The following is a 26,723-nucleotide window of genomic DNA, read 5'->3' as shown; positions in this document are numbered from 1 at the left end:
ATGGAAAAATAAAACAGAGACGCTAAGCTTGCCTCCAGAGGTCCTGAATTTTGGGCAAGTCAATTAACACGGAGAGACTAACGTGAAGTTCAAAGTTATCGCCCTGGCGGCATTGATGGGTTTCAGCGGGATGGCTGTGCAGGCCAATGAACTACCGGATGGTCCGCACATTGTCACTTCAGGAACGGCAAGCGTTGATGCGGTGCCAGATATCGCTATTCTTGCTATTGAAGTTAACGTGACGGCGAAGGATGCCGCTTCTGCCAAGAAGCAGGCGGATGAGCGTGTCGCGCAATATATCTCTTTCCTTGAACTCAATCAGATCGCGAAAAAAGATATCAGTTCCGCGAATTTGCGTACCCAGCCAGACTACGATTACCAGGATGGTAAAAGTATCCTGAAAGGCTACCGTGCCGTGAGAACGGTGGAAGTCACGCTTCGTCAGTTAGACAAACTGAATTCCTTGCTGGATGGCGCGCTGAAGGCTGGACTCAACGAAATTCGTTCTGTGTCGTTGGGCGTGGCACAGCCAGATGCCTATAAAGACAAAGCGCGTAAGGCAGCGATTGATAACGCGATTCATCAGGCTCAGGAGCTGGCGAACGGCTTTAATCGCAAACTGGGGCCGGTATATAGCGTGCGCTACCATGTTTCCAACTATCAGCCCAGCCCAATGGTACGCATGATGAAAGCCGATGCCGCACCGGTTTCCGCCCAGGAAACTTACGAGCAGGCCGCTATTCAGTTTGATGATCAGGTCGATGTGGTCTTCCAGTTAGAACCAGTGGATCAACAACCCGCTAAAACACCTGCCGCACAATAATACTTGTAGCCCGACTCATTTGTCGGGCTAATGTCTTTATCTGATATCGCCTCTTTTTTCTGTAATTTTCTGTAAAACCATGACGTAAGCACCTATCTTTGCTTGCGATTTCATTAAGGATTAACTTACTGAAACGGTTAAGCGGACAGGGATGTTTGGAGGAAGCGGCGATGGATATTTTTATTTCTAAAAAGATGCGCAATTTTATTTTATTAGCGCAAACCAATAATATTGCCCGCGCGGCAGAAAAGTTACATATGACTGCTTCGCCGTTTGGCAAAAGTATTGCCGCGCTGGAGGAGCAAATTGGCTATACATTATTTACCCGTAAAGATAATAACATCAGCCTTAATAAAGCCGGGCAGGAGCTTTATCAAAAGCTCTTCCCGGTTTACCAACGGCTTTCTGCGATCGATAATGAAATTCATAATTCTGGACGTCGTTCTCGTGAAATTGTGATAGGTATCGATAATACCTATCCGACGATTATTTTTGATCAGTTAATTAGCCTGGGTGATAAGTATGAAGGCGTGACGGCCCAGCCGGTTGAGTTCAGCGAAAATGAGGTTATCGACAATCTCTTCTATCGTCAGCTTGATTTTATTATCTCTCCGCAGCATGTTTCCGCTCGTGTACAGGGGTTGGATAATCTAACAATGAGTGAACTGCCGCCGCTGCGACTGGGGTTTCTCGTTTCTCGCCGTTATGAAGAGCGTCAGGAGCAGGAGTTATTACAGGAGTTGCCCTGGTTACAGATGCGCTTTCAAAACCGTGCTAATTATGAAGCGATGATAGATTCGAACATGCGCCCTTGTGGGATCAATCCAACAATTATTTATCGCCCATACAGTTTTATGGCCAAAATCAGCGCCGTTGAGCACGGACATTTTCTTACGGTGATCCCACATTTTGCATGGCGGCTGGTGAACCCAGCTACGTTGAAATATTTTGATGCACCGCATACGCCAATGTATATGCAGGAATACCTTTATTCACTGAAAAATCATCGCTATACCGCCACGCTGCTACAGCAAATTGCTGAAGATCGTGACGGTACGAGCGATTAACCAGCATTGAGCCCGTTTCGATCAAATTACGATGCAGATCGAAAACGTGGCTAAGATCGTGGTGAATATGCCCGCCGGGTGCATTCTCCAGATAGCGATGCAGATAGTCACGGTACATCGGATGTGCGCAGTTATCGATGATAGTGCGCGCGCGCTGAAGTGGAGAGAGGCCACGTAAGTCGGCGATCCCTTGTTCTGTGATAATCACTTTCACGCTGTGTTCGCTGTGATCAACATGGCTGCACATAGGCACGACGGTTGAGATCTTGCCTTCTTTAGCAATCGACGGTGCCATAAAGATCGACAGATACGCGTTGCGTTAAAATCACCGCTTACCCCGATACCATTCAGTAAATTAACGCCGGGACTACGTGCGTTGAGTTGGCGTGTCCGTAAATATCAAACTCGAGGCCGACATTCAGAGCGATAACACCAAGGCGGCGGATAATTTCTGGGTTATTGGAAATCTCTTGCGGACGTAACACAATGCGACTGGCGAAGTAATCCATATTGGCGTAAATCTTGCGCAGTGAATCGGCAGAAATTGTCAGACTGGAGGCGCTGGCCCCGATAATTTTGCCGGTTTCCAGAAGATGAACCACAGACTCCTGTAGCACTTCTGAATACATCATAAACGGAGGAATTTCTTGGTTTTCCCCCAGACGAGCCATTACCGCATTATTGATGTTGCCTACCCCGCTTTGCAGTGGCAGAAATTCCCGCGGAATGCGCCCCTGCGCCATTTCGCGCAACAAGAAGGTGACCACATTGTCGGCGATTTGCTGGCACATGGGATTTTGTTTATCCAGCGAGTTACCTGCATCAGGTAAGTTGGTTTCCACGACGGCGACAATTTTTTTCGGATCGATTTGTACATAGCGGGTACCGACGCGATCCATCGCATGGAAGATCGACACGCTATTGCGTCGCGGTGGTGCGCCAGGAGTCACAATATCCGCCAGTTCTGCAACGCGCGGATCGTGATAATGATTGAGTTCAATGATCACTTTCTTTGCGCGCAGCAACCAGGTCGGGGCATTACCGATCCCACTGGTTAACCAGACGCGACCATCCGGAGCGAGGGCTGAGGCTTCAATTACCGCAACATCGATGTCGCCGAAAAAGCCGTAGTTGACCATTTGCGCAACTTCGCTCAAATGTAGATCAACAAAACTAACCGATCCCTGATTGATCTTTTTACGTAATCCCGATGATGTCTGGTATGGCGCGCGCCATGAAACGGCGTCAGCTTCAGAGAGTATGTCATCGGCGGCGGCGCTAATCGACGCTCCGGTCAGCAGGCGAATTTGATACGTTTTTTTCGCCTCATGTTGTTCATTGGCGCGACGGGCAATGGCGACAGGAAGAGCCTTGGGCGAACCCGCAGGAGTAAAACCACTGAATGCCACCATATCGTTGTGCTGGATTATTTCCGCCGCTTCATCGGCGGTCATCCTTGTCCGGGTAATATTCATCCTTTGCTCCTTAGTTCGTGGATCATTAATGACCGACGAAATTAGGTTTACGTTTTTCCAGGAAGGCGTTCATACCTTCCTGATAATCTTCGCTGTCATAAACCGCCCGGCGCATCCCTTGAATACGCTCAAATTCATCTGAATTCATGGTGTGCGCTTCACCCAATACGCGCAGCTCTTCCTTGATTACTGCAATGGCTAACGGCGCTTTTTCGGAAATGTGGTGAGCCATTTGTAAGGTGAAATCTTCCAGTTCATCGGCCTCAACAACGTGGTTGAGAATGCCAACAGCCAGCGCGCGTTGAGCGGTGATTGGCGAAGCGGTAAAAATCAGCTCTTTGACAATGTGGAAGCCCGCGTCACGAGTCAGGTTGTGGATCCCCACCAGGTTATACGGTACGCCCAGGTTGACTGGCGTCATTGAGAAGGTAGAAGTACTGGCGGCGATGATCAGATCAGAGCTCATGATCATTTCAAATGCGCCACCCCAGACGCTACCTTCGACCATCGAAATTACCGGTTTGGGGCATTTTTGGATCACACGGGTAATTTGACGTAGCGGATCATCGTAAGAGAGCGGATCGCGACCTCCTGACGGCAACTCATGAATGTCGTGACCTGCGGAAAAGACCCTGGAACCACTTGGGGCGCGCAGAATGATGCAGCGGATTTCTGGACGATTGAGATCGTTTAATGCCTGAATCAGGTCATCAATAAAGACTTTACTTAACGCATTGAGTTTGCGGGCATAGTTAAACTCAACGACTGCCACTTTGTTGATGATGACTACATTAACATACTGATAAGACATAAAAATTCCCTTAATTAAAATACTGAGTCTGGATAAAATCACTGAGCTGCCGCAAACCTGTGCGCGGCGAGAGCATATTATTTTTGACCGCTAATAGCGTTTGGCTGTAATAGCGATCGAAATCTTCATTAGTGAACAGGTGGTGCAGCACCTCTTCTTCGGTCTGTTTACGCAGCCATTCCACCGATTGTTGTTGCCGCACCTGTTGTAAACGACCGCTGGTAGTCAGTGCGGTTTTGAAATCGATAATTGCGCGCCATATCTCATCGATACCGCATTTTTCCAGAGCACTACAGGTGAGGACCTGTGGCTGCCATTCGTCATATTTGCGGCGCAGAATATGCAGAGCGCTTTCGTACATATGGCGGGTAATGGCGACATTCGTGTGGTTATCACCATCATCTTTGTTGATGACAATCAGATCTGCCATCTCCATTAAACCCTTTTTAATGCCCTGGAGATCATCGCCGCCACCGGCAATTTGCAGCGAGATAAAGCAGTCCACCATGCGGGCGACTTCCGTTTCTGACTGCCCGACGCCGACGGTTTCAACGATCACCACGTCATAACCCGCCGCTTCACATAACAGCATTAACTCCCGCGCCCGCTGACTGGCGCCGCCAAGGTGACCAGATGACGGAACCGGGCGAATAAACGCTGCATCGGCACGCGCCAGTTCGGTCATGCGAGTCTTATCCCCAAGAATGCTGCCACCGGTCACTGGGCTGCTGGGATCGACGGCAATCACTGCGACCTTAAGCCCCTGGCGAATCAGTAACATGCCAAAGGCTTCAAGAAAGGTACTTTTTCCTGCTCCTGGCGTGCCGGTAACGCCCAGTCGCAGGGCGTTACCACAAAACGGCATGATGGCATCAAGCAGTTGAGTGCTGAGTGCCTGATGGCGAGGGTGACGGCTCTCAACCAGCGTCATGGTCTGGGCGAGCGTGGCTCGCTCACCCAGACGTAGGCGTCGAATGCTGTCTGCCAGCGTGGCTTCGTTAATCATGATGTTGGCTAATCCGGTTCAGCACATCACGCACGCTGTCGAGCATGGGAGTACCAGGACCGTAAATCGCCGCCACGCCACGCTCTTGCAGGAAGGCATAATCTTGCGGCGGAATAACGCCACCGGCGACCACGCAAATATCTTCGCGCCCCCATTTTTTCAGGGCTTCAACCAGTTCCGGGATCAGCGTTTTATGTCCTGCTGCAAGCGAGGATGCGCCCACCACATGAACGTCGTTTTCCACTGCCAGGCGGGCGATCTCTTCCGGCGTGGAGAACATGGGACTCAAATCAACGTCGAAACCAAGATCGGAATAGGCGCTGGCAATGACTTTCGCTCCGCGATCGTGTCCATCTTGTCCCATTTTGGCGATCAGAATGCGCGGGCGACGACCATTGTCGGCAAGGAACAGCTCCGTTTGCGCAACAATTGCATCAAACTCGAAGGCTGATTTTTCCGACTGATGATAGCTTTGCGCAATGACGCCGGTAACACACTGGCTCGGTACCAGATAACGGTCAAAAGCGGCTTCCAGCGCATCGGATATTTCACCCAGCGTCGCGCGAACGCGAGCCGCATTAACAGCGGCAGCCAGCAGGTTTTCGTTATGCTGTGCAGCGTGAGTCAGAGCGTTCAACGCGGCGGTTACGGCGGCATCATCACGGGTGGCGCGAATGCGTTCCAGCGAAGCAATTTGCTCGTTACGCACCATCACGTTGTCGATTTCAAGGACATCAGTTTCATCTTCGTGATCCAGTTTGTATTTGTTGACGCCGACGATCACGCGTTTGCCCTGGTCGATCAACGACTGTTCACGAGCAGATGCTTCTTCGATCATCCTTTTTGGCAGACCTGCTTCGATCGCCTTCGCCATGCCTCCGGCTTCGTCGATCTGATCAATGATGGCTCTGGCCTGTTTCACGATCTGATCGGTTAGTGACTCAACGTAATAAGAACCGGCCAGCGGATCGACGGTGCGACAGAGTTCTGACTCTTCCTGAATAATGATTTGGGTGTTACGGGCAATACGTGCCGAAAAATCGGTCGGCAAACCAAGCGCTTCATCAAAGGCATTTGTATGCAGCGACTGGGTTCCGCCAAGGGTAGCTGCCAACGCTTCAATGGTGGTGCGGATAACGTTGTTATACGGATCCTGTTCGGTGAGACTCCAGCCGGAGGTTTGACAGTGGGTGCGTAGCGCCAGCGATTTCGGATCTTTGGCACCAAACCCGCTTACTGCTTCGCTCCAGAGATAGCGTGCGGCGCGCAGCATGGCGACGTTCATAAACAGGTCCATGCCGATACCAAAGAAGAACGACAGGCGCGGGGCGAAGTCATCAATTTTTAAGCCAGCAGAGAGAGCTGCTTTGATGTACTCAATCCCATCGGCGAGAGTAAACGCCACCTGTTGCACACAGTTCGCACCGGCTTCGCCCATGTGGTAGCCGCTGATGCTAATGGTATTGAAGCGCGGCATATTGCCGGAACACCAGGCGATAATGTCAGCGATAATGCGCATGGAAGGTTTCGGTGGGTAAATATAGGTATTGCGGCAGAGGTACTCTTTGAGGATATCGTTCTGAATTGTACCCGTCATTTTATCGGGGGGAACGCCTTGCTCTTCTGCCGCCACGATATAAAAGGCCAGCACTGGCAAGACTGCGCCGTTCATGGTCATCGAAACCGACATTTTATCCAGCGGGATTTGGTCGAAGAGCACCTTCATATCTTCTACGGTGTCGATAGCGACGCCCGCTTTGCCAACATCGCCCGCCACGCGCGGGTTATCGGAGTCGTAGCCACGGTGGGTGGCAAGGTCAAACGCCACGGAAAGACCTTTTTGCCCGGCAGCCAGGTTACGGCGATAAAAAGCGTTGGACTCTTTGGCGGTCGAGAAACCGGCATACTGACGGATGGTCCACGGTTGGGCGGTATACATGGTGGCGCGGGGACCACGAACATAGGGCGGTAAGCCAGGAAGGGTACCGGTCACTTCCAGATTGTCGAGATCGGCTTCGGTATACAGTGGCTTGATGGCGATCCCTTCCGCCGTTTGCTGAACCAGTGAGTCGACGGTTTTCTCCCGACGGCTCAACTCCTTGTTGGCAAGCTGTTGCCACTCTTGCACATTTGACATTATTTGCTCCATAAAACGCAATAAAAATGAGGGTGTTTGCGCTTACGGTGAGCTTTTTATACGGGTTTGTCGCCAGCAAAAAAAATGGAATGGGGCGTCGTTTTTTGCCGTGTGAGATTTGTCTGTTTTGTGATGTTATTCAAAGAATAAAAAAGAAAAAAAGAAAAACGCCTGATATGTGCTACCAGGCGTTAACTGATTGATTAATCCTGACGAAGCACTTTGTGACCATAGTCGAGCAAAGCATCAGTGACTTTACGCATCATGCGGCTTTCTGGGGCAAAGCGATGCCAGTAGAGCATTCGCCGTTGGAATAGCCCGGGCGTCAGATCAATCAACTCTCCGCTGGCCAATTCTTTTTCAATTTGCAGGTGTGGGATCATACAGCAGGTTGTACCCTGGCGAGCGAGCTGCACGAAGGCTTCGGACGAGTTAACGATATGGCACGGTACGCTACCTGGCGGCAGATCGAAGTTTTGCTGCAAAAATGCCTGGTGCATATCGTCAAGATGGTCAAACGCGACAACCGGTGCTTTGAGCAGCGCAGAACGGCTTACTCCGTTGGGGAAGTATTTCTCGGCAAACGGTTTGGAGCTGACGAACAGATAGTCGAGCGCGCCAAGTTTATCGACCAGGCAACTAGGCAGCGCCTGATGTTGAATACTCACCGCGCCGACCACTTCACCTCGACGCAGACGCTCCTGGGTGCGAGTTTCATCTTCCACCTGTAAGTTCAGACGAATAGGCGAATCAGCCAGTACAGGAGCCAGTGCCGGAAGCAACCAGGTTGCCAGACTGTCGGCGTTGACTGCCAGCGAGAGCAGTAGTGGGGTGGAACCGGTTTGTTCATCGCCCAGCCACTCTTCTTCCAGCAGCTCGACCTGGCGAAGCAGTGCCAGTAATTTTTGCCCTTGTTCTGTCGGGCGCGGGGGAACTGTTCGCACCAACAGCGGCTGCCCGAACATATTTTCCAGTTGCTTAATGCGTTGTGAGACGGCTGATTGCGTAATGCACAACTTTTGTGCCGCGCGCTCAAATCCTCGTTCACGTATCACCGCATCCAGTGCCTGTAATGTCCTGTAGTCCGGGCGTTTCATTTCTCTAACCTGCTCCTCAAATATTCTCATGCCGAACTATGACATAATTTTGCTTTGGTTACAGAGTATTTAACGCATACAAAAGCGGTCATAGTGGACATTTTGGTTGGCAATACCGTGCTTTCTAAGCCTTTGTGAAGTACCCGGGCCGTGTGTTGTAAAGGTTGGTTTATCGGCCAATAATCCCATTGCGTCTGCGCGGGAGAACGGAGAGTTGGTGCAACGGTTTATGCTGTGGAGCAGGATATCAGGCCCCCTTGTCGTCTTTTTCCTGAAGAGCAACATTACTCGTTATTTTATTGATGGGTTAACCACGCGGCTTGCCAACGGGGTCTGATTCGCTTTTTTTGTATATAATGCGTGTGAAATTTCATACCACAGGCGAAACGATCATGACGCAGGATGAATTGAAAAAAGCAGTAGGATGGGCGGCACTTCAGTATGTTCAGCCCGGCACCATTGTTGGTGTAGGTACAGGTTCCACCGCCGCACACTTTATTGACGCGCTCGGAACAATGAAAGGCCAGATTGAAGGGGCCGTTTCCAGTTCAGATGCTTCCACTGAAAAACTGAAGAGCCTCGGCATTCACGTTTTTGATCTCAACGAAGTCGACAGCCTTGGCATCTACGTTGATGGCGCAGATGAAATCAACGGCCACATGCAAATGATCAAAGGCGGCGGCGCGGCGCTGACCCGTGAAAAAATCATTGCTTCGGTTGCGGAAAAATTTATCTGTATCGCAGATGCTTCCAAGCAGGTTGATATTCTGGGCAAATTCCCGCTGCCAGTAGAAGTTATCCCGATGGCACGTAGTGCAGTGGCGCGCCAGCTGGTGAAACTGGGCGGTCGTCCGGAATACCGTCAGGGTGTGGTAACCGATAATGGCAACGTGATCCTCGACGTCCACGGCATGGAAATCCTTGACCCGATCGCGATGGAAAACGCCATAAATGCGATTCCTGGCGTGGTAACTGTTGGCTTGTTTGCTAACCGTGGCGCGGACGTTGCGCTGATTGGCACACCTGACGGTGTCAAAACCATTGTGAAATGATCTGACGGGGGAACCTCCCCCGTTAAAAAAATTCTCTTCATTAAATTTGGTGACATGTGTCACGTTTTTACCAGGCTGTTGTCGATTGCTCTAAATAAATCCTCTAAACCAGCATATTCATCCAAGAAATACCTTTGCGTGATATTTCCTCAATATCGCGACGCAAACGTTCATATTGCCGCAATATTATTTTTTGATATGTTGAAAGGCGGACGCAAATCCGCACACAACATTTCAAAGACAGGATTGGGTAAATGGCAAAGGTATCGCTGGAGAAAGACAAGATTAAGTTTCTGCTGGTAGAAGGGGTGCATCAAAAGGCGCTCGAAAGCCTTCGTGCGGCAGGTTACACCAACATCGAATTTCACAAAGGCGCGCTGGATGATGAACAATTAAAAGAATCCATCCGCGATGCCCACTTCATCGGCTTGCGATCCCGTACCCATCTGACCGAAGACGTGATCAATGCTGCTGAAAAACTGGTCGCTATTGGCTGTTTCTGCATTGGGACCAACCAGGTTGATTTGAATGCTGCGGCAAAACGCGGGATCCCGGTATTTAATGCCCCGTTTTCAAATACGCGTTCCGTTGCTGAGTTGGTGATTGGCGAACTTCTGCTGCTATTACGCGGAGTGCCGGAAGCCAACGCCAAAGCGCACCGTGGCGTATGGAACAAGCTGGCCGCAGGTTCTTTTGAAGCGCGCGGCAAAAAGCTGGGCATTATTGGTTATGGTCATATTGGTACGCAACTGGGCATTCTGGCGGAATCGCTGGGGATGTATGTTTACTTCTATGATATTGAAAACAAACTGCCTTTGGGCAACGCCACTCAGGTGCAACATCTTTCCGACCTGCTGAATATGAGCGATGTAGTGAGTCTGCATGTGCCAGAGAATGCGTCTACCAAAAATATGATGGGCGCGAAAGAGATCTCGCTGATGAAGCCGGGCTCGCTACTGATTAACGCTTCGCGCGGAACGGTGGTTGATATTCCGGCGCTGTGTGACGCTCTGGCGAGCAAACATCTGGCAGGGGCCGCAATCGACGTGTTCCCGACGGAACCGGCGACTAACAGCGATCCGTTTACCTCTCCGCTGTGCGAATTCGACAACGTCCTTCTGACGCCACACATTGGCGGTTCGACTCAGGAAGCGCAGGAGAATATCGGCCTGGAAGTTGCGGGCAAATTAATCAAGTACTCTGACAATGGCTCCACACTCTCTGCGGTGAACTTCCCGGAAGTCTCGCTGCCGCTGCATGGTGGACGCCGTCTGATGCACATTCACGAAAACCGCCCGGGCGTGCTGACTGCGCTGAACAAAATATTTGCCGAGCAGGGCGTCAACATTGCCGCGCAATATCTGCAAACTTCTGCCCAGATGGGTTACGTAGTTATTGATATTGAAGCTGACGAAGACGTTGCTGAAAAAGCGTTACAGGCCATGAAAGCTATTCCGGGTACTGTTCGCGCCCGCCTGCTGTACTGATTTCCCTTCTCTGACAAACAACGGGCAGGTCGCTGACTTGCCCGTTTTTTTTATCCCTTTTACCGCGCTAATTACGGCATTTACATCGCTGTGTAATCGCCTTTGCGAGCCTGCTCGAAGAAATAAATTAAAGCCAGATCAATGCGTTGTGTTTACTCAAAGAGGATTTACGATGACGGGGCAGCACAGGGCTGTAACGGTAAAGCCCTCACCGAAGCGAGGGCTTAAAGGAGAAGGGTTATGATGCGACTTGTCATCATACTGATTGTACTGTTACTCATAAGTTTGCCAGCTTATTAACAGTCAGTCACAGGGGAGGAGCAATCCTCCCTTACCCTTACTCACTAAATTAGGTCAAAGAATCAACGATGTCAATCAGGGCGATGCAGGTATGTCGCTCTCACCACTCCCAGATTTTCGATGGCGTAACCACCGCAGGCAGCGGGACGTCCCATTCTTCTACGGGGAGTTTTTCCACCAACTGGCAATCATGGGCATAACCTACTGGCTGTATGTTGTAGTGCTGCCAGTTTTGCAATGTCCGATCATAAAATCCACCTCCCATTCCGAGGCGTTGACCGAACTCATCAAAGGCGACCAGCGGCGTTATCAGGACGTCTAATCGGGAAAGGGGTAGCACGTCACGCACGTCCAGTTTTGGCTCGTGGATCTTCAACCTGTTCATCACCAGTTCACTCTTAGGATGGTAATTCAGGAACAGTAAATTACCGGCACTAAAGGGATGTAAAACTGGAAGATACACGCGCTTACCGGCGCGCCAGAGTTGTTCTATGAGCGGCTGGGTGTCGAGTTCGCCATCAAAAGAGAGAAATACAGCGACCGTATGCGCCATCACAACAGGGGGATAACTCATCATCCGCATGGCAGCCAGCTGGCCCATTTCACGTTGTTGCTCCGGCGTTAACGCACGACGACGCTGCCGAATCATTTTACGGATTTCTTGTCGGGATAATGTCAGTGGGATTTCTGGTAGTTGTGTCATGGCTGGTGCCAGATAAGAAGGGAATCTCCGAGATGCCGCCGCAGGCTGTAACCCTTGAACCCTTGGTTCAAGGTGAATGTGTCGTCGCAGTTTTAAGGCTTCTCGGACGGACCGAGCATGCTCACCAACCACGGAGCGCCACATTCTTGTGGTATGAAATATCGGCTCAGGGGACTGGCCCGCTTGCGAACATCTCAGAGAAATTTTGTCTTCACGGTTACTCTACCACAGTAAACCGGAAAGTGTCATTCAAAGTTTTGGTTCGTTTTTTCGGTGATGCGACCTTGTTCAAGTAACGCTTGTTCTATGGTCTGTTGCAGCATCCGAATACGCTGTTCCATACTTGCCGCGTAGTCACGAGTCTTCGCTTTTTCTTGCGCTAACTCATAGCTGATATTCAATGCGGCAATGAAGACCAACTGTTCAGTATTTGTGACTCTAGTGCGTTCTTTCAGATCTTGCAACCGTTGGTTCAGATCGTCCGCAGCCTGATTCAACGCATCCCTTTGGTCAGGCGGGCAGTTCACACGCAGTGAACGGCCAAAAATTTGGATATCGACGGGTTGTGCAGACATGCCACCTTCCTGCTGATTGACTGCGCTGCCTTCGCCTTCAGACCTTTGGTCTGCGAAGGGGCGAAACTATAGCTACCCTGGTGCAATGAGACAAGCCCTTTTCTGGTCCACCAGGGTCCAAAGTGATAGCATATCATGAATCTTCCTCCCTTTGATGCCGAATGCTTATGTCAATACAGAACGAAATGCCTGGTTACAATGAAATGAACCAGTATCTGAACCAACAAGGGACAGGTCTGACCCCTGCTGAGATGCATGGTTTAATCAGTGGGATGATATGTGGCGGTAATGATGACAGCTCCTGGCTGCCGCTGCTTCACGACCTGACGAACGAAGGTATGGCTTTCGGGCATGAACTTGCCCAGGCATTGCGCAAAATGCACTCTGCCACCAGTGATGCCTTGCAAGATGACGGCTTCCTTTTTCAGCTTTATCTGCCTGATGGCGATGGCGTTAGCGTTTTCGATCGCGCTGATGCGTTGGCAGGCTGGGTAAATCACTTCCTGCTCGGTCTTGGCGTCACTCAGCCGAAGCTGGATAAAGTGACTGGCGAAACCGGCGAAGCCATTGACGATCTGCGTAACATCGCGCAACTGGGCTACGACGAAGACGAAGATCAAGAAGAGCTGGAAATGTCGCTTGAAGAGATCATCGAGTACGTCCGTGTTGCCGCGCTGTTATGCCACGACACCTTTACTCATCCGCAACCGACCGCACCAGAAGTACAAAAACCAACTCTACACTAAAAACAAAAAACGTAAGGAGAGTGTTATGAGTGAGATATCTCAGCAGGAATTTCAGCGCCGCCGTCAGGCCCTGGTGGAGCAAATGCAACCCGGCAGCGCCGCGCTGATTTTTGCGGCACCAGAAGTGACCCGTAGCGCCGACAGCGAATACCCCTATCGTCAGAACAGCGACTTCTGGTACTTCACCGGCTTTAATGAACCCGAAGCGGTGCTGGTGCTGATTAAAAGCGATGACACTCATAACCACAGCGTTTTGTTTAACCGCGTGCGCGACCTGACGGCGGAGATCTGGTTTGGCCGTCGTTTAGGTCAGGATGCCGCGCCAGAGAAACTGGGCGTTGATCGCGCTCTGGCGTTCAGCGAAATCAATCAGCAACTTTATCAACTACTTAATGGTCTGGATGTGGTTTACCACGCCCAGGGCGAATATGCATATGCTGATGAAATCGTGAATAGTGCGCTGGAAAAACTGCGTAAAGGCTCGCGGCAAAATCTCAGCGCGCCAGCAACGATGATCGACTGGCGTCCCATTGTTCATGAAATGCGCCTGTTCAAATCGCCGGAAGAGATTGCCGTACTTCGCCGCGCGGGTGAAATCACCGCACTGGCGCATACCCGGGCGATGGAAAAATGCCGTCCGGGGATGTTCGAGTACCATCTGGAAGGCGAAATTCACCACGAATTCAACCGCCACGGTGCGCGCTATCCTTCCTATAACACCATTGTCGGCAGCGGTGAAAACGGCTGCATTCTGCATTACACCGAAAACGAGAGTGAACTGCGCGACGGCGACCTGGTGTTGATTGATGCTGGTTGTGAATATAAAGGTTACGCGGGCGATATCACCCGCACCTTCCCGGTCAACGGCAAATTCACTCAGGCTCAGCGTGAAATCTATGACATTGTGCTGGAGTCTCTTGAAACCAGCCTGCGCCTGTATCGTCCGGGAACTTCCATTCAGGAAGTCACTGGTGAAGTGGTGCGCATCATGGTTGGCGGTCTGGTAAAACTCGGCATCCTGAAAGGTGATGTTGATGAACTGATCGCTCAGAACGCCCATCGTCCTTTCTTTATGCATGGCCTTAGCCACTGGTTAGGACTGGATGTCCATGATGTGGGCGTTTATGGCCAGGAGCGCTCGCGCATTCTTGAACCGGGTATGGTGCTGACCGTAGAGCCAGGTCTGTATATTGCGCCGGATGCAGAAGTACCAGAACAATATCGTGGGATCGGCATTCGTATTGAAGACGACATTGTGATTACCGAAAACGGCAACGAAAACCTCACCGCCAGCGTGGTGAAAAAGCCGGAAGAAATTGAAGCGTTGATGGCAGCTGCGAGAAAGCAATGAGCGTAATCATCGTCGGTGGCGGCATGGCTGGCGCGACGCTGGCGCTGGCTATTTCCCGGTTAAGTCATGGGACGCTGCCGGTACATTTGATTGAAGCGACCGCGCCAGAGTCTCATGCTCATCCGGGCTTTGATGGACGGGCTATTGCGCTGGCGGCGGGCACCTGTCAGCAACTGGCGCGCATCGGCGTCTGGCAATCTCTGGCTGATTACGCAACCGCCATCACCACCGTGCATGTCAGCGATCGTGGTCATGCCGGATTCGTCACCCTCGCCGCAGAAGATTACCAACTGGCGGCGCTGGGGCAGGTTGTCGAATTGCACAATGTCGGGCAACGCCTGTTTGCGCTGTTGCGCAAAGCGCCTGGCGTAACGCTGCATTGCCCGGATCGCATTGCTAATGTTGTTCGTACCCCAGCTAACGTTGAAGTGACGCTGGAGAGTGGCGAGACGCTGACGGGTCGCGTGCTGGTGGCGGCTGACGGTACGCATTCCGCGTTAGCTACGACCTGTGGCGTTGACTGGCAGCAGGAACCCTACGAACAACTGGCAGTCATTGCCAACGTTGCGACTTCCGTTGCGCATGGAGGGCGCGCTTTTGAGCGCTTTACGCAACATGGCCCGCTGGCGATGTTGCCGATGTCTGAAGGACGCTGTTCGCTGGTCTGGTGTCATCCACTGGAACGGCGCGAAGAAGTGTTGGCGTGGAGCGACGAGAAGTTTTGCCGTGAACTCCAGTCTGCCTTTGGCTGGCGACTGGGGCAAATTACCCACGCCGGTAAACGCAGTGCTTATCCGCTGGCGTTAACCCGCGCCGCCAGACCGATTACCCATCGCACCGTGCTGGTGGGCAATGCGGCGCAAACCCTGCACCCGATTGCCGGGCAAGGATTTAACCTCGGTATGCGTGATGTCATGAGCCTTGCGGAAACCCTGACTCAGGCGCAGGAGCGCGCAGAAGACATTGGTGATTACGGCGTATTATGCCGTTATCAGCAGCGTCGACAGAGCGATCGCGAAGCAACCATCGGCGTCACGGACAGTCTGGTACATCTTTTTGCCAACCGTTGGGCGCCGTTGGTTGTCGGGCGCAACATCGGGCTGATGACGATGGAATTATTCACCCCGGCACGCGATGTGCTGGCGCAGCGCACCCTCGGTTGGGTGGCGCGTTGAAGGCGGTTTTAAGGAATAAACAATGCAAAGTGTTGATGTAGCCATTGTTGGCGGCGGCATGGTGGGGCTGGCGGTTGCCTGCGGCTTACAGGGTAGCGGCTTACGCGTTGCCGTACTGGAGCAGCGCGTACCGGAACCTCTGGCGGCGGATGCACCACCACAACTGCGCGTTTCGGCTATCAATGCCGCCAGCGAAAAATTACTCACCCGTCTTGGCGTCTGGCAGGACATTCTCTCTCGTAGGGCCTGTTGCTATCACGGTATGGAAGTGTGGGATAAAGACAGTTTTGGTCACATCTCGTTTGACGATCAAAGCATGGGCTATAGCCATCTTGGGCATATCGTTGAAAATTCAGTGATTCACTACGCGCTGTGGAACAAAGCGCAGCAGTCGTCAGATATCACCCTGCTGGCCCCCGCAGAATTACAGCAGGTTGCCTGGGGAGAGAACGAAACCTTCCTGACGCTGAAAGACGGTAGCATGTTAACGGCGCGTCTGGTAATTGGTGCGGACGGCGCTAATTCCTGGTTGCGCAACAAGGCCGATATTCCGCTGACTTTCTGGGATTATCAGCATCACGCGCTGGTGGCGACCATTCGCACGGAAGAACCGCATGATGCGGTGGCGCGGCAAGTTTTCCATGGCGAAGGCATTCTGGCCTTTTTACCGCTTAGCGATCCGCATCTTTGCTCGATTGTCTGGTCACTGTCGCCAGAGGAAGCGCAGCGGATGCAGCAGGCAGGGGAAGACGAATTTAATCGCGCGTTAAATATCGCTTTTGATAATCGCCTGGGCTTATGCAGGGTTGAGAGCGAGCGTCTTGTGTTTCCGCTGACGGGGCGTTATGCGCGCCAGTTTGCCGCGCACCGCCTGGCGCTGGTGGGCGACGCCGCGCATACCATTCATCCGCTGGCGGGGCAGGGGGTTAATCTCGGCTTTATGGACGCCGCAGAGTTGATTGCTGAACTGAAACGGTTACATCGTCAGGGCAAAGACATCGGGCAGTACATTTACCTGCGTCGCTATGAGCGTAGCCGCAAGCACAGTGCGGCGCTGATGCTGGCTGGTATGCAGGGATTCCGCGATCTATTTTCTGGCGCTAATCCAGCGAAAAAACTGCTGCGTGATATTGGTCTGAAACTGGCCGATACGCTTCCTGGCGTTAAACCGCAACTTATTCGTCAGGCAATGGGATTAAACGATTTGCCTGAATGGCTGCGTTAAAAATTTCTCCTCTTTTGTTTATTTGATACCCATCACACTTTCGTCTCCCGGTTTTTTAACCGGGGGATTTTCCTCATTTGAAATAAACTAATTTCACCTGCAATTTCGCATTATATTTTCTAATGTCGTTAATATTTGATTTGTTGATTTTAGGTATTTTTTTAGTTCTTAATATCGATTTATTCAAAACTGTTTTATTAATTCGTTATGTTTGTTTGCAGGTATCGTGTTATTTGGTTTTTTGTCCTGTTGTCATTTTTGCGGTTTTTAACCATAAGCTAATGTGATGATCAATTTTTCCTTATGGTTAACCGTCTGTTTCGGTGGTAAGTTCAGGGAAAAGAGAACGATTGCGTTGGGGACCGGGAGTGGCTCCAGTGCTGGGTTTCGTGGTGACAATTTCACCACGAAAAGTTGTCAGCCCCGCTTATTCAATGAGGACAAGATGGCACAACAGACTCCTTTGTACGAACAACACACGCTTTGCGGCGCTCGCATGGTGGATTTCCACGGCTGGATGATGCCGCTGCATTACGGTTCGCAAATCGACGAACATCATGCGGTACGTACCGATGCCGGAATGTTTGATGTGTCGCATATGACCATCGTCGATCTCCGCGGCAGCCGCACCCGGGAGTTTCTGCGTTATCTGCTGGCGAACGATGTGGCGAAGCTCACCAAAAGCGGCAAAGCCCTTTACTCGGGGATGTTGAATGCCTCTGGCGGTGTGATAGATGACCTCATCGTCTACTACTTCACTGAAGATTTCTTCCGCCTCGTTGTTAACTCCGCCACCCGCGAAAAAGACCTCTCCTGGATTACCCAACACGCTGAACCTTTCGGCATCGAAATTACCGTTCGTGATGACCTTTCCATGATTGCCGTACAAGGGCCGAATGCGCAGGCAAAAGCTGCCACACTGTTTAATGACGCCCAGCGTCAGGCGGTGGAAGGGATGAAACCGTTCTTTGGCGTGCAGGCGGGCGATCTGTTTATTGCCACCACCGGTTACACCGGTGAAGCGGGCTATGAAATTGCGCTGCCCAATGAAAAAGCGGCCGATTTCTGGCGTGCGCTGGTGGAAGCGGGCGTTAAGCCATGTGGCCTGGGGGCGCGTGACACGCTGCGTCTGGAAGCGGGCATGAATTTGTATAGTCAGGAGATGGACGAAACCATCTCTCCGTTAGCCGCCAACATGGGCTGGACCATCGCCTGGGAACCGGCAGATCGTGACTTTATCGGTCGTGAAGCTCTGGAAGCGCAGCGTGAACATGGCACAGAGAAACTGGTTGGTCTGGTGATGACCGAAAAAGGCGTGCTGCGTAATGAACTGCCGGTACGTTTTACCGATGCGCAGGGCAACCAGCATGAAGGCATTATCACCAGCGGTACTTTCTCACCGACGCTGGGTTACAGCATTGCGCTGGCGCGCGTGCCGGAAGGTATTGGTGAAACAGCGATTGTGCAAATTCGCAACCGTGAAATGCCGGTTAAAGTGACGAAACCTGTTTTTGTGCGTAACGGCAAAGCCGTCGCGTGATTACTTTTTTGGAGATTGATTGATGAGCAACGTACCAGCAGAACTGAAATACAGCAAAGAACACGAATGGCTGCGTAAAGAAGCCGACGGCACTTACACCGTTGGCATCACCGAACACGCTCAGGAGCTGTTAGGCGATATGGTGTTTGTTGACCTGCCGGAAGTAGGCGCAACGGTTAGCGCGGGTGATGACTGCGCGGTTGCCGAATCAGTAAAAGCGGCGTCAGACATTTATGCGCCAGTAAGCGGTGAAATCGTGGCGGTAAACGACGCACTGAGCGATTCCCCGGAACTGGTGAACAGCGAACCGTATGCAGGCGGCTGGATCTTTAAAATCAAAGCCAGCGATGAAAGCGAATTGGAATCACTGCTGGATGCGACTGCATACGAAGCATTGTTAGAAGACGAGTAACGGCTTTAATCCTCTTCTGCGGGAGAGGATCAGGGTGAGGGAAATTTACGCCTCACCCTCACTCTCTTCGCAAGGAGAGAGGTTCACAATTCACTGCACGTTTCAGGAACCATCGCTCATGACACAGACGTTAAGCCAGCTTGAAAACAGCGGCGCTTTTATTGAACGCCATATCGGACCGGACGCCGCGCAACAGCAAGAAATGCTGAATGCCGTTGGCGCACAATCGTTAAACGCGCTGACCGGCCAGATTGTGCCGAAAGATATTCAGCTTGCGACCCCGCCGCAGGTTGGCGCACCGGCAACCGAATACGCCGCGCTGGCGGAACTCAAGGCTATTGCCAGTCGCAATAAACGCTTCACGTCTTACATTGGCATGGGTTACACCGCCGTGCAGTTGCCGCCGGTTATTCTGCGTAACATGCTGGAAAATCCGGGCTGGTATACTGCGTATACTCCGTATCAACCTGAAGTCTCCCAGGGCCGCCTCGAAGCACTGCTCAACTTCCAGCAGGTAACGCTGGATTTAACCGGGCTGGATATGGCTTCGGCTTCTCTTCTTGACGAAGCCACTGCAGCCGCCGAAGCAATGGCGATGGCAAAACGCGTCAGCAAGCTGAAAAATGCCAACCGCTTCTTCGTTGCTTCTGACGTTCATCCGCAAACGCTGGATGTGGTTCGCACCCGTGCCGAAACCTTTGGTTTTGAAGTGATTGTCGACGATGCGCAAAAAGTTCTCGATCACCAGGACGTCTTCGGCGTGCTGTTACAGCAGGTGGGTACGACGGGCGAAATCCACGACTACACTGCGCTTATCAGCGAACTGAAATCACGCAAAATTGTAGTCAGCGTCGCCGCCGATATTATGGCGCTGGTGCTGTTAACCGCGCCGGGTAAACAGGGCGCGGATATTGTCTTTGGTTCGGCGCAACGCTTTGGCGTGCCGATGGGCTACGGTGGCCCGCACGCAGCATTCTTTGCGGCGAAAGATGAATACAAACGCTCAATGCCGGGCCGTATTATCGGTGTATCGAAAGATGCAGCTGGCAATACCGCGCTGCGCATGGCGATGCAGACTCGCGAGCAACATATTCGCCGTGAGAAAGCGAACTCCAATATTTGTACTTCCCAGGTACTGCTGGCAAACATCGCCAGCCTGTATGCCGTTTATCACGGTCCGGTTGGCCTGAAACGTATCGCTAACCGCATTCACCGTCTGACCGATATCCTGGCGGCAGGCCTGCAACAAAAAGGTCTGAAACTACGTCATGCGCACTATTTCGACACCTTGTGTGTGGAAGTGGCCGACAAAGCGGGCTTACTGGCGCGTGCCGAAGCGGCTGAAATCAACCTGCGTAGCGATATTCTGAACGCGGTTGGGATCACCCTTGATGAAACAACCACGCGCGAAAACGTGATGCAGCTTTTCAGCGTGCTGCTGGGCGATAACCACGGGCTGGACATCGACACGCTGGACAAAGACGTGGCTCACGACAGCCGCTCTATTCAGTCTGCGATGCTGCGCGACGACGAAATCCTCACCCATCCAGTGTTTAATCGCTACCACAGCGAAACCGAAATGATGCGCTATATGCACTCGCTGGAGCGTAAAGATCTGGCGCTGAATCAGGCGATGATCCCGCTGGGTTCCTGCACCATGAAACTGAACGCCGCCGCCGAGATGATCCCAATCACCTGGCCGGAATTTGCCGAACTGCACCCGTTCTGCCCGCCGGAACAGGCTGAAGGTTATCAGCAGATGATTGCGCAGCTGGCTGACTGGTTGGTGAAACTGACCGGTTACGACGCCGTTTGTATGCAGCCGAACTCTGGCGCACAGGGCGAATACGCGGGCCTGCTGGCGATTCGTCATTATCATGAAAGCCGCAACGAAGGGCATCGGGATATCTGCCTGATCCCGGCTTCTGCGCACGGAACTAACCCCGCTTCTGCACATATGGCAGGAATGCAGGTGGTGGTTGTGGCGTGTGATAAAAACGGCAATATCGATTTGGCTGACCTGCGCGCGAAAGCGGAACAGGCGGGCGATAATCTCTCCTGCATCATGGTGACCTATCCTTCCACCCACGGCGTGTATGAAGAAACGATCCGTGAGGTGTGTGAAGTCGTGCATCAGTTCGGTGGTCAGGTTTACCTTGATGGCGCGAACATGAACGCTCAGGTTGGTATCACCTCGCCGGGCTTTATTGGCGCGGACGTTTCGCACCTCAACCTGCATAAAACCTTCTGTATTCCGCACGGCGGCGGCGGTCCGGGTATGGGGCCGATCGGCGTGAAAGCGCATCTTGCACCGTTTGTACCGGGTCATAGCGTGGTGCAAATTGAAGGCATGTTAACCCGTCAGGGCGCGGTTTCTGCTGCACCGTTCGGTAGCGCCTCTATCCTGCCAATCAGCTGGATGTACATCCGCATGATGGGCGCTGAAGGGCTGAAAAAAGCAAGCCAGGTGGCAATTCTTAACGCCAACTATATTGCCAGCCGCCTGCAGGATGCCTTCCCGGTGCTGTATACCGGTCGCGACGGTCGCGTGGCTCACGAATGTATTCTCGATATTCGTCCGTTGAAAGAAGAAACTGGCATCAGCGAGCTGGATATTGCCAAGCGCCTGATCGACTACGGTTTCCACGCGCCGACCATGTCATTCCCGGTGGCGGGGACGCTGATGGTTGAACCGACTGAATCTGAAAGCAAAGTGGAACTGGATCGCTTTATCGACGCGATGCTGGCTATCCGCGCAGAAATCGACCAGGTGAAAGCCGGTGTCTGGCCGCTGGAAGATAACCCGCTGGTGAACGCGCCGCACATTCAGAGCGAACTGGTCGCCGAGTGGGCGCATCCGTACAGCCGTGAAGTTGCAGTATTCCCGGCAGGCGTGGCAGACAAATACTGGCCGACAGTGAAACGTCTGGATGATGTTTACGGCGACCGTCACCTGTTCTGCTCCTGCGTACCGATTAGCGAATACCAGTAATTTGCTGATTCGACTATTTTCTAAAGGCGCTTCGGCGCCTTTTTTTTGGGGAAAACAAATGGCTATAGCACTTGTGACTGGTGGCAGTCGCGGCATAGGGCGGGCTACCGCGCTACAGTTGGCGCAAGCAGGATATACGGTTGCGGTTAATTATCAGCAAAACCTCTGTGCAGCTCAGGAAGTTGTGAACTTAATAACGAAAGCGGGTGGCAAGGCATTCGTACTCCAGGCGGATATCAGCGACGAAAACCAGGTCATTGCGATGTTTACAGCAATCGACCAGCGCGATGAACCGTTAGCCGCGCTGGTCAATAACGCAGGAATTTTGTTTACCCAATGCACAGTGGAAAATCTCACCGCAGAGCGAATCAACCGGGTACTTTCCACCAACGTGACGGGGTATTTTCTCTGCTGCCGCGAAGCAGTAAAGCGCATGGCGCTAAAAAACGGCGGTAATGGCGGCGCTATCGTCAATGTCTCTTCAGTGGCCGCACGGCTGGGATCGCCGGGGGAATACGTTGATTATGCGGCATCGAAAGGAGCGATTGATACGTTAACCACCGGACTGTCGCTGGAAGTTGCCGCGCAAGGGATTCGCGTCAATGGCGTGCGACCAGGGTTTATTTATACCGAAATGCATGCCAGCGGTGGCGAACCAGGACGCGTCGATCGCGTTAAGTTGAACATCCCCATGCACCGTGGCGGACAGGCAGATGAAGTTGCCCAGGCCATTGTCTGGCTGTTAAGCGATAAAGCCTCTTATGTCACTGGGAGCTTTATCGATTTGGCGGGCGGTAAATAAGATGGGAAAGTTATCTGGGCGGATGCAACGCCAATTACGTTGCATCCGGCACATCAGCTAATCAAAGTTTCTCGCCGTTGCTGGCAATCACCTCTTTGTACCAGTTAAAGCTCTTTTTACGGGAGCGCGACATATCGCCAGTACCGTCGTCATGTTTATTCACATAGATAAAGCCGTAGCGTTTGCTGTACTGCCCGGTGGTGAACGACACACAGTCGATGCAGCCCCACGGCGTGTAGCCCATCAGATCTACGCCATCGTAAGTCACCGCTTTTTTCATCTCTTCAATATGGGCGCGCAGGTAGTCAATGCGGTAGTCGTCGTTGATGCTGCCGTCTTCTTCCACTTTGTCGTAAGCGCCAAAACCGTTTTCGACAATAAACAGCGGCTTCTGGTAACGCTCATACAATTCGCATAGCGCGTAACGCAGACCCACAGGATCAATCTGCCAGCCCCAGTCAGATGCTTTAACATACGGGTTTGGTACGCTGCCTTCAAAACCAGAGATGGCATCGCCGGTGCCGCCTTCGGCCTTCACTGCGTTGGTCATGTAATAGCTGAAACCAAGATAATCGCAGGTGCCTTCGCGCAGCACATCCAGATCGCCGTCTTCCATTTTGATGTTAAATCCGCGACGTTCCCACTCGTTCAACACATAGGACGGGTAATAGCCACGCAACTGCACATCGGTAAAGACGTAGCGTTCGCGCATCGACTCCTGGGCAAACATCACATCGTCCGGGTTACAGGAGTAAGGATAGAGCGGCACCATCGCCAGCATACAACCGACTTTCATCTCCGGGTTGATGCGATGCGCGGCTTTCACCGCCAGGGCGCTGGCGACAAACTGGTGATGTAGCACCTGATACATCGTCTCTTCCGGGTTTTCATGCTCGGTATAAACCACGCCAGAGCAGCAGTAACCGAACAGCGGCGCGCGCCAGTTACGCTGGTTGTTAATTTCGTTGAAGGTCATCCAGTATTTGACTTTATGCTTATAGCGTTCAAATACCACTTCTGCGAAACGGACAAAGAAATCAACCACTTTACGGTTGGTCCAGCTACCGTATTGCTGCACCAGATGTAATGGCATTTCAAAGTGGGAGAGGGTGATCACCGGTTCGATATTGTATTTCAGCAGTTCATCGAACATATCGTCGTAAAACTTCAGCCCTTCTTCGTTTGGCTGAGCTTCATCGCCTTTCGGGAAAATGCGCGTCCAGGCGATGGAAGTACGAAAACATTTGAAGCCCATTTCGGCAAATAGCTTGATGTCTTCCTTGTAGCGACCGTAAAAATCTACCGCTTCATGGTTTGGATAGTATTTGCCCGGCAAGACTTCTTTGGTGATTTCGCGTGGCACGCCGTGTGCACCGCCGGTCAGTACGTCACAAATACTTGGCCCTTTGCCGCCTTTGTTCCAGCCGCCTTCGACCTGATGAGCGGCAACTGCGCCGCCCCATAAGAAATCTTTCGGTAAGGTGAGTTTTTTCACTATCATAGGCTCCAGATGAGTCAATTCTTACAGGAAATAGTACCATGCAGCCAAACAACATCACTTTTTTTCAACGATTCCAGGATGACATTCTGGCTGGGCGTAAAACCATCACTATCCGTGACGAGTCTGAATCGCACTTTAAAGCTGGCGATGTGCTTCGCGTCGGGCGCTTTGAAGATGACGGCTATTTTTGCACCATTGAAGTCACTGCAACCTCAACGGTGACGCTGGATACTCTCACAGAAAAACATGCACAACAGGAAAATATGACCCTGGCTGAACTGAAAAAGGTCATTGCCGACATCTATCCCGGTCAATCACAATTTTATGTGATTGAATTTAAATGTCTTTAAATTGAACTTACGCCTGTTAGTTGAAATTTCGCATTTAATTTCATGATTTTTAGGAGATTAGTCTCAAATCGGAATTTATTTTAGCTAACAGGTGTTCACTGGAACTATTCTCAGTTACGCTGGAGAGGTATACACGAATGTGTACGTTTCTCCGGAGTAAGTTATGGTTCAGAAGCCCCTCATTAAGCAGGGATATTCGCTGGCAGAGGAAATTGCCAACAGCGTCAGTCACGGCATTGGGCTGGTGTTTGGTATTGTCGGGCTGGTGTTGCTACTGGTTCAGGCGGTGGATCTCAATGCCAGCGCCACGGCGATAACCAGTTACAGCCTCTATGGCGGCAGTATGATCCTGCTGTTTCTTGCTTCGACGCTTTATCACGCCATTCCTCATCAACGGGCAAAAATGTGGCTGAAGAAATTTGACCATTGCGCCATTTACTTGTTGATTGCCGGAACCTACACGCCGTTTTTGCTGGTGGGGCTGGATTCTCCGTTAGCGCGCGGGTTGATGATTGTTATCTGGAGCCTGGCATTGCTGGGGATTCTGTTCAAACTGACCATCGCGCACCGATTCAAAATTTTATCTCTGGTGACTTATCTGGCGATGGGCTGGCTGTCACTGGTGGTGATTTATGAAATGGCAGTTAAGCTCGCGGCGGGCAGCGTTACCTTACTGGCGGTAGGCGGAGTGGTTTACTCGCTCGGGGTGATTTTCTACGTCTGCAAACGCATCCCCTACAACCACGCCATCTGGCACGGCTTTGTGCTCGGCGGCAGTGTGTGCCATTTTCTGGCGATCTATTTGTATATTGGACAGCCGTAATGGCTGTGCCTTTGTCGGCCTGAAAAGACACATTCAGGCATCGGAGCACAACTGCCGGATGCGGCGTGAACGCCTTATCCGGCCTACGGGCCGCTTTCCATTTGTGAAAAAGGCACCAAATCCCAGGCCTGATAAGACGCGCCAGCGTCGCATCAGGCGAAAGATGCCTGATGCGATACAGAGATTTACTCTTCCAGCGAATACGGCAGCGGCTCAATACACAATGTATTCGCATCATCACGAACGCGGAAGATGCTGTCCGGTTCCATATCGTTATTCATGACGACCTGAACCATTACCTGACCATCTTCCAGTTTTACCGCAGCCAGCACCGTACCGGTACGACGCCAGTTTTCGCCCATTTTCAGCTCTAAGTCTTCACCAGCTTCCGGCAAACGGCTGGCGCTACCCGCCAGCAACCAGAGCGCGCGTTTGTTGGCTCCGCGGAACTTAGCTCGTGCCACCATCTCTTGCCCGGTATAGCAGCCTTTCTTAAAACTGATACCGCCGAGCGCCTGAAGGTTAGTTGCCTGCGGGATAAACTGCCCGCTGTTGGCGGCATCAATTACCGGGAAACCCGCTTCAATGTTTAATGCCAGCCACTGTTGGCTATTGTTCAGTTCCGCTTCACCGCGCAGTTTATCGGTCAAAGTATTAGCGGTAGCTTCATCGGTTACGATCAGAAAACGTTCTGCCGGATGTTCAAACCATAGCAGTGTGGTCGCACCTTCTCTGACTACCTGTTTTTCCTTCGAAGGCATTTCTCTGAAGAGATTTTCCAGCGCGGCGCGTGCCTGAAAACCGGCAACACCGAGCAGCACACGTTCATCGTCTGGCACGATAGTCACTTTAGAAAACACCGCATATTTTTTCAGTTCAGTCAGCTGCGAATCACGCACGCTGCGGCGTTCAATCCATGCAAAGCCGTCGCCATCGCGGAACAGACGCAAATTGCTCCACATTTTACCTTTGGCGTCGCAATGCGCGGCGAGCAAATGCTGGTCTTCTGTCATTTGGCTGACGTCTGCTGTCACCTGACCCTGCATATATTTTTCGCTGTCCGCGCCAGTAATGGTGGCAAGCGCCCAGTCATCAAGCGTCATTAGCGTCAGTGGTAAACGGGCAGAAGCCGTAGGCTGACGGGGAGGAAAAGGTGTAAAAGCCATAATGGAGTCCTGTGTAACAAACGGCGTATTAATGACTAATGGTAAAAGAGCTATGAGGCAATGCAAGTGCTTTCACTACGCGATCTGTGCCTTCTGATATGCTTTGC

Annotated in this window: 24 protein-coding genes, 1 other RNA gene and 1 pseudogene; 15 read left to right on the top strand and 11 right to left on the bottom strand. The window is 51.9% G+C overall.

The genetic code is table 11. The annotated features are described in order from the left end of the window. Positions 1-82 precede the first annotated feature (82 nt). Together FEM44_RS04485 and srsR are read left to right on the top strand one after the other, a co-directional pair. Positions 83-823 carry an oxidative stress defense protein gene (locus tag FEM44_RS04485; RefSeq protein WP_064529765.1) on the top strand — a complete coding sequence of 247 codons (741 nt, stop codon included), beginning with the start codon at positions 83-85 and terminating at the stop codon, positions 821-823. 170 nt (positions 824-993) lie between these two features. Further along, positions 994-1,890 carry a LysR family transcriptional regulator SrsR gene (gene srsR / locus FEM44_RS04480; protein ID WP_135521098.1) on the top strand — a complete coding sequence of 299 codons (897 nt, stop codon included), beginning with the start codon at positions 994-996 and terminating at the stop codon, positions 1,888-1,890. Between the two features lies 1 nt (position 1,891). Here srsR and FEM44_RS04475 read toward each other — a convergent pair. From FEM44_RS04475 to argP, 5 genes and pseudogenes are all read right to left on the bottom strand, one after another. Continuing rightward, positions 1,892-3,365, bottom strand: a pseudogene (locus FEM44_RS04475) (acetyl-CoA hydrolase/transferase family protein); the annotation flags it as partial. A 25-nt stretch (positions 3,366-3,390) separates the two neighbouring features. After that, a complete protein-coding gene (gene scpB / locus FEM44_RS04470) occupies positions 3,391-4,176 on the bottom strand; it encodes a methylmalonyl-CoA decarboxylase (protein WP_135521100.1) in 786 nt (261 codons plus the stop codon). A 10-nt stretch (positions 4,177-4,186) separates the two neighbouring features. After that, positions 4,187-5,182, bottom strand: a complete 996-nt coding sequence (gene meaB / locus FEM44_RS04465) for a methylmalonyl Co-A mutase-associated GTPase MeaB (protein WP_138158874.1) — start codon at positions 5,180-5,182, stop codon at positions 4,187-4,189. Further along, positions 5,175-7,319, bottom strand: coding sequence for a methylmalonyl-CoA mutase (gene scpA, locus FEM44_RS04460; RefSeq protein ID WP_135521102.1), 2,145 nt, complete (start codon positions 7,317-7,319; stop codon positions 5,175-5,177). The genes meaB and scpA overlap by 8 nt, the downstream gene beginning before the upstream one ends. A gap of 203 nt (positions 7,320-7,522) precedes the next feature. Continuing rightward, positions 7,523-8,416 (bottom strand): DNA-binding transcriptional regulator ArgP, encoded by an 894-nt coding sequence (argP, locus tag FEM44_RS04455; RefSeq protein WP_000828349.1) that lies wholly within the window; start codon positions 8,414-8,416, stop codon positions 7,523-7,525. 392 nt (positions 8,417-8,808) lie between these two features. Between argP and rpiA the strand changes: the two genes are divergently transcribed. The 3 genes from rpiA (at position 8,809) to FEM44_RS04435 (ending at position 11,255) form a co-directional block, all read left to right on the top strand. After that, the gene (gene rpiA, locus FEM44_RS04445; protein WP_000189743.1) at positions 8,809-9,468 is read left to right on the top strand and encodes a ribose-5-phosphate isomerase RpiA; all 660 of its coding nucleotides are present in this window, start codon (positions 8,809-8,811) and stop codon (positions 9,466-9,468) included. Positions 9,469-9,722: 254 nt separating this feature from the next. After that, entirely contained in the window at positions 9,723-10,955 is a 1,233-nt protein-coding gene (serA, locus tag FEM44_RS04440) for a phosphoglycerate dehydrogenase (protein WP_130217979.1), read from the top strand. Between the two features lie 240 nt (positions 10,956-11,195). Further along, complete coding sequence (locus tag FEM44_RS04435; protein WP_100635201.1) at positions 11,196-11,255, top strand: type I toxin-antitoxin system Ibs family toxin; 60 nt, start codon at positions 11,196-11,198, stop codon at positions 11,253-11,255. A 100-nt stretch (positions 11,256-11,355) separates the two neighbouring features. Here the strand turns inward: FEM44_RS04435 and FEM44_RS04430 are convergent, their stop codons facing one another. The 3 genes from FEM44_RS04430 to zapA all read right to left on the bottom strand — a co-directional run bounded on the left by FEM44_RS04430 (position 11,356) and on the right by zapA (position 12,533). Further along, complete coding sequence (locus FEM44_RS04430; RefSeq protein WP_135521105.1) at positions 11,356-11,958, bottom strand: 5-formyltetrahydrofolate cyclo-ligase; 603 nt, start codon at positions 11,956-11,958, stop codon at positions 11,356-11,358. A 20-nt stretch (positions 11,959-11,978) separates the two neighbouring features. Then, positions 11,979-12,162: non-coding RNA, 6S RNA (gene ssrS / locus FEM44_RS04425), on the bottom strand. A 41-nt stretch (positions 12,163-12,203) separates the two neighbouring features. Beyond that, positions 12,204-12,533: a cell division protein ZapA gene (gene zapA / locus FEM44_RS04420; RefSeq protein WP_001276008.1), complete on the bottom strand. Its 330-nt coding sequence runs from the start codon at positions 12,531-12,533 to the stop codon at positions 12,204-12,206. A 167-nt stretch (positions 12,534-12,700) separates the two neighbouring features. Here zapA and ygfB point away from each other — a divergent pair, with 167 nt between their 5' ends. From ygfB to ubiI, 4 genes are read left to right on the top strand one after another with little or no spacing between them, the layout of a single operon-like run. Then, positions 12,701-13,279 (top strand): UPF0149 family protein YgfB, encoded by a 579-nt coding sequence (ygfB, locus tag FEM44_RS04415; RefSeq protein WP_135383206.1) that lies wholly within the window; start codon positions 12,701-12,703, stop codon positions 13,277-13,279. Positions 13,280-13,304: 25 nt separating this feature from the next. Further along, entirely contained in the window at positions 13,305-14,630 is a 1,326-nt protein-coding gene (gene pepP, locus FEM44_RS04410) for a Xaa-Pro aminopeptidase (RefSeq protein WP_135521107.1), read from the top strand. Continuing rightward, entirely contained in the window at positions 14,627-15,805 is a 1,179-nt protein-coding gene (gene ubiH, locus FEM44_RS04405) for a 2-octaprenyl-6-methoxyphenyl hydroxylase (protein WP_135521108.1), read from the top strand. The genes pepP and ubiH overlap by 4 nt, the downstream gene beginning before the upstream one ends. Positions 15,806-15,827: 22 nt before the next feature. Beyond that, the gene (gene ubiI / locus FEM44_RS04400) at positions 15,828-17,030 is read left to right on the top strand and encodes an FAD-dependent 2-octaprenylphenol hydroxylase (RefSeq protein ID WP_135521110.1); all 1,203 of its coding nucleotides are present in this window, start codon (positions 15,828-15,830) and stop codon (positions 17,028-17,030) included. 73 nt (positions 17,031-17,103) lie between these two features. On the opposite strand, the gene FEM44_RS25945 is transcribed toward ubiI, so the two are convergent. Further along, positions 17,104-17,217: a hypothetical protein gene (locus FEM44_RS25945; protein ID WP_441316609.1), complete on the bottom strand. Its 114-nt coding sequence runs from the start codon at positions 17,215-17,217 to the stop codon at positions 17,104-17,106. A 258-nt stretch (positions 17,218-17,475) separates the two neighbouring features. Here FEM44_RS25945 and gcvT point away from each other — a divergent pair, with 258 nt between their 5' ends. The 4 genes from gcvT (at position 17,476) to FEM44_RS04380 (ending at position 22,776) form a co-directional block, all read left to right on the top strand. Beyond that, the gene (gene gcvT / locus FEM44_RS04395) at positions 17,476-18,570 is read left to right on the top strand and encodes a glycine cleavage system aminomethyltransferase GcvT (protein ID WP_000068706.1); all 1,095 of its coding nucleotides are present in this window, start codon (positions 17,476-17,478) and stop codon (positions 18,568-18,570) included. A gap of 22 nt (positions 18,571-18,592) precedes the next feature. Continuing rightward, positions 18,593-18,982: a glycine cleavage system protein GcvH gene (gene gcvH / locus FEM44_RS04390; RefSeq protein ID WP_001295377.1), complete on the top strand. Its 390-nt coding sequence runs from the start codon at positions 18,593-18,595 to the stop codon at positions 18,980-18,982. Positions 18,983-19,100: 118 nt separating this feature from the next. Beyond that, positions 19,101-21,974, top strand: coding sequence for an aminomethyl-transferring glycine dehydrogenase (gene gcvP / locus FEM44_RS04385; RefSeq protein WP_135521112.1), 2,874 nt, complete (start codon positions 19,101-19,103; stop codon positions 21,972-21,974). A 58-nt stretch (positions 21,975-22,032) separates the two neighbouring features. Next, on the top strand, positions 22,033-22,776 hold the full coding sequence (locus FEM44_RS04380) for an SDR family oxidoreductase (RefSeq protein WP_135521114.1): 744 nt from the start codon (positions 22,033-22,035) through the stop codon (positions 22,774-22,776). A gap of 61 nt (positions 22,777-22,837) precedes the next feature. Here the strand turns inward: FEM44_RS04380 and bglA are convergent, their stop codons facing one another. Next, positions 22,838-24,271 carry a 6-phospho-beta-glucosidase BglA gene (gene bglA / locus FEM44_RS04375; RefSeq protein ID WP_138158872.1) on the bottom strand — a complete coding sequence of 478 codons (1,434 nt, stop codon included), beginning with the start codon at positions 24,269-24,271 and terminating at the stop codon, positions 22,838-22,840. A 44-nt stretch (positions 24,272-24,315) separates the two neighbouring features. Between bglA and yqfB the strand changes: the two genes are divergently transcribed. Together yqfB and trhA are read left to right on the top strand one after the other, a co-directional pair. Further along, entirely contained in the window at positions 24,316-24,627 is a 312-nt protein-coding gene (gene yqfB / locus FEM44_RS04370; RefSeq protein WP_135521118.1) for a N(4)-acetylcytidine aminohydrolase, read from the top strand. Between the two features lie 163 nt (positions 24,628-24,790). Further along, complete coding sequence (gene trhA, locus FEM44_RS04365) at positions 24,791-25,450, top strand: PAQR family membrane homeostasis protein TrhA (RefSeq protein WP_135521120.1); 660 nt, start codon at positions 24,791-24,793, stop codon at positions 25,448-25,450. A gap of 185 nt (positions 25,451-25,635) precedes the next feature. Here trhA and ygfZ read toward each other — a convergent pair whose 3' ends face one another. Continuing rightward, positions 25,636-26,616, bottom strand: coding sequence for a tRNA-modifying protein YgfZ (gene ygfZ / locus FEM44_RS04360; RefSeq protein ID WP_135521122.1), 981 nt, complete (start codon positions 26,614-26,616; stop codon positions 25,636-25,638). Positions 26,617-26,723 lie beyond the last annotated feature (107 nt).

It is taken from the genome of Escherichia sp. E4742 (assembly GCF_005843885.1).
Taxonomy (GTDB): Bacteria; Pseudomonadota; Gammaproteobacteria; order Enterobacterales; family Enterobacteriaceae; genus Escherichia.
The sequence above is the reverse complement of the archived record's forward strand: the minus strand, read 5'-3'. Positions and strand labels throughout refer to the sequence as shown.

Excerpts from the sequence above, each read along its gene's own strand:
- srsR (WP_135521098.1), top strand. The coding sequence starts at position 994 with ATGGATATTTTTATTTCTAAAAAGATGCGCAATTTTATTTTATTAGCG.
- scpB (WP_135521100.1), bottom strand. The coding sequence starts at position 4,176 with ATGTCTTATCAGTATGTTAATGTAGTCATCATCAACAAAGTGGCAGTC.
- meaB (WP_138158874.1), bottom strand. The coding sequence starts at position 5,182 with ATGATTAACGAAGCCACGCTGGCAGACAGCATTCGACGCCTACGTCTG.
- scpA (WP_135521102.1), bottom strand. The coding sequence starts at position 7,319 with ATGTCAAATGTGCAAGAGTGGCAACAGCTTGCCAACAAGGAGTTGAGC.
- argP (WP_000828349.1), bottom strand. The coding sequence starts at position 8,416 with ATGAAACGCCCGGACTACAGGACATTACAGGCACTGGATGCGGTGATA.
- rpiA (WP_000189743.1), top strand. The coding sequence starts at position 8,809 with ATGACGCAGGATGAATTGAAAAAAGCAGTAGGATGGGCGGCACTTCAG.
- serA (WP_130217979.1), top strand. The coding sequence starts at position 9,723 with ATGGCAAAGGTATCGCTGGAGAAAGACAAGATTAAGTTTCTGCTGGTA.
- FEM44_RS04430 (WP_135521105.1), bottom strand. The coding sequence starts at position 11,958 with ATGACACAACTACCAGAAATCCCACTGACATTATCCCGACAAGAAATC.
- zapA (WP_001276008.1), bottom strand. The coding sequence starts at position 12,533 with ATGTCTGCACAACCCGTCGATATCCAAATTTTTGGCCGTTCACTGCGT.
- ygfB (WP_135383206.1), top strand. The coding sequence starts at position 12,701 with ATGTCAATACAGAACGAAATGCCTGGTTACAATGAAATGAACCAGTAT.
- pepP (WP_135521107.1), top strand. The coding sequence starts at position 13,305 with ATGAGTGAGATATCTCAGCAGGAATTTCAGCGCCGCCGTCAGGCCCTG.
- ubiH (WP_135521108.1), top strand. The coding sequence starts at position 14,627 with ATGAGCGTAATCATCGTCGGTGGCGGCATGGCTGGCGCGACGCTGGCG.
- ubiI (WP_135521110.1), top strand. The coding sequence starts at position 15,828 with ATGCAAAGTGTTGATGTAGCCATTGTTGGCGGCGGCATGGTGGGGCTG.
- gcvT (WP_000068706.1), top strand. The coding sequence starts at position 17,476 with ATGGCACAACAGACTCCTTTGTACGAACAACACACGCTTTGCGGCGCT.
- gcvH (WP_001295377.1), top strand. The coding sequence starts at position 18,593 with ATGAGCAACGTACCAGCAGAACTGAAATACAGCAAAGAACACGAATGG.
- gcvP (WP_135521112.1), top strand. The coding sequence starts at position 19,101 with ATGACACAGACGTTAAGCCAGCTTGAAAACAGCGGCGCTTTTATTGAA.
- FEM44_RS04380 (WP_135521114.1), top strand. The coding sequence starts at position 22,033 with ATGGCTATAGCACTTGTGACTGGTGGCAGTCGCGGCATAGGGCGGGCT.
- yqfB (WP_135521118.1), top strand. The coding sequence starts at position 24,316 with ATGCAGCCAAACAACATCACTTTTTTTCAACGATTCCAGGATGACATT.
- trhA (WP_135521120.1), top strand. The coding sequence starts at position 24,791 with ATGGTTCAGAAGCCCCTCATTAAGCAGGGATATTCGCTGGCAGAGGAA.
- ygfZ (WP_135521122.1), bottom strand. The coding sequence starts at position 26,616 with ATGGCTTTTACACCTTTTCCTCCCCGTCAGCCTACGGCTTCTGCCCGT.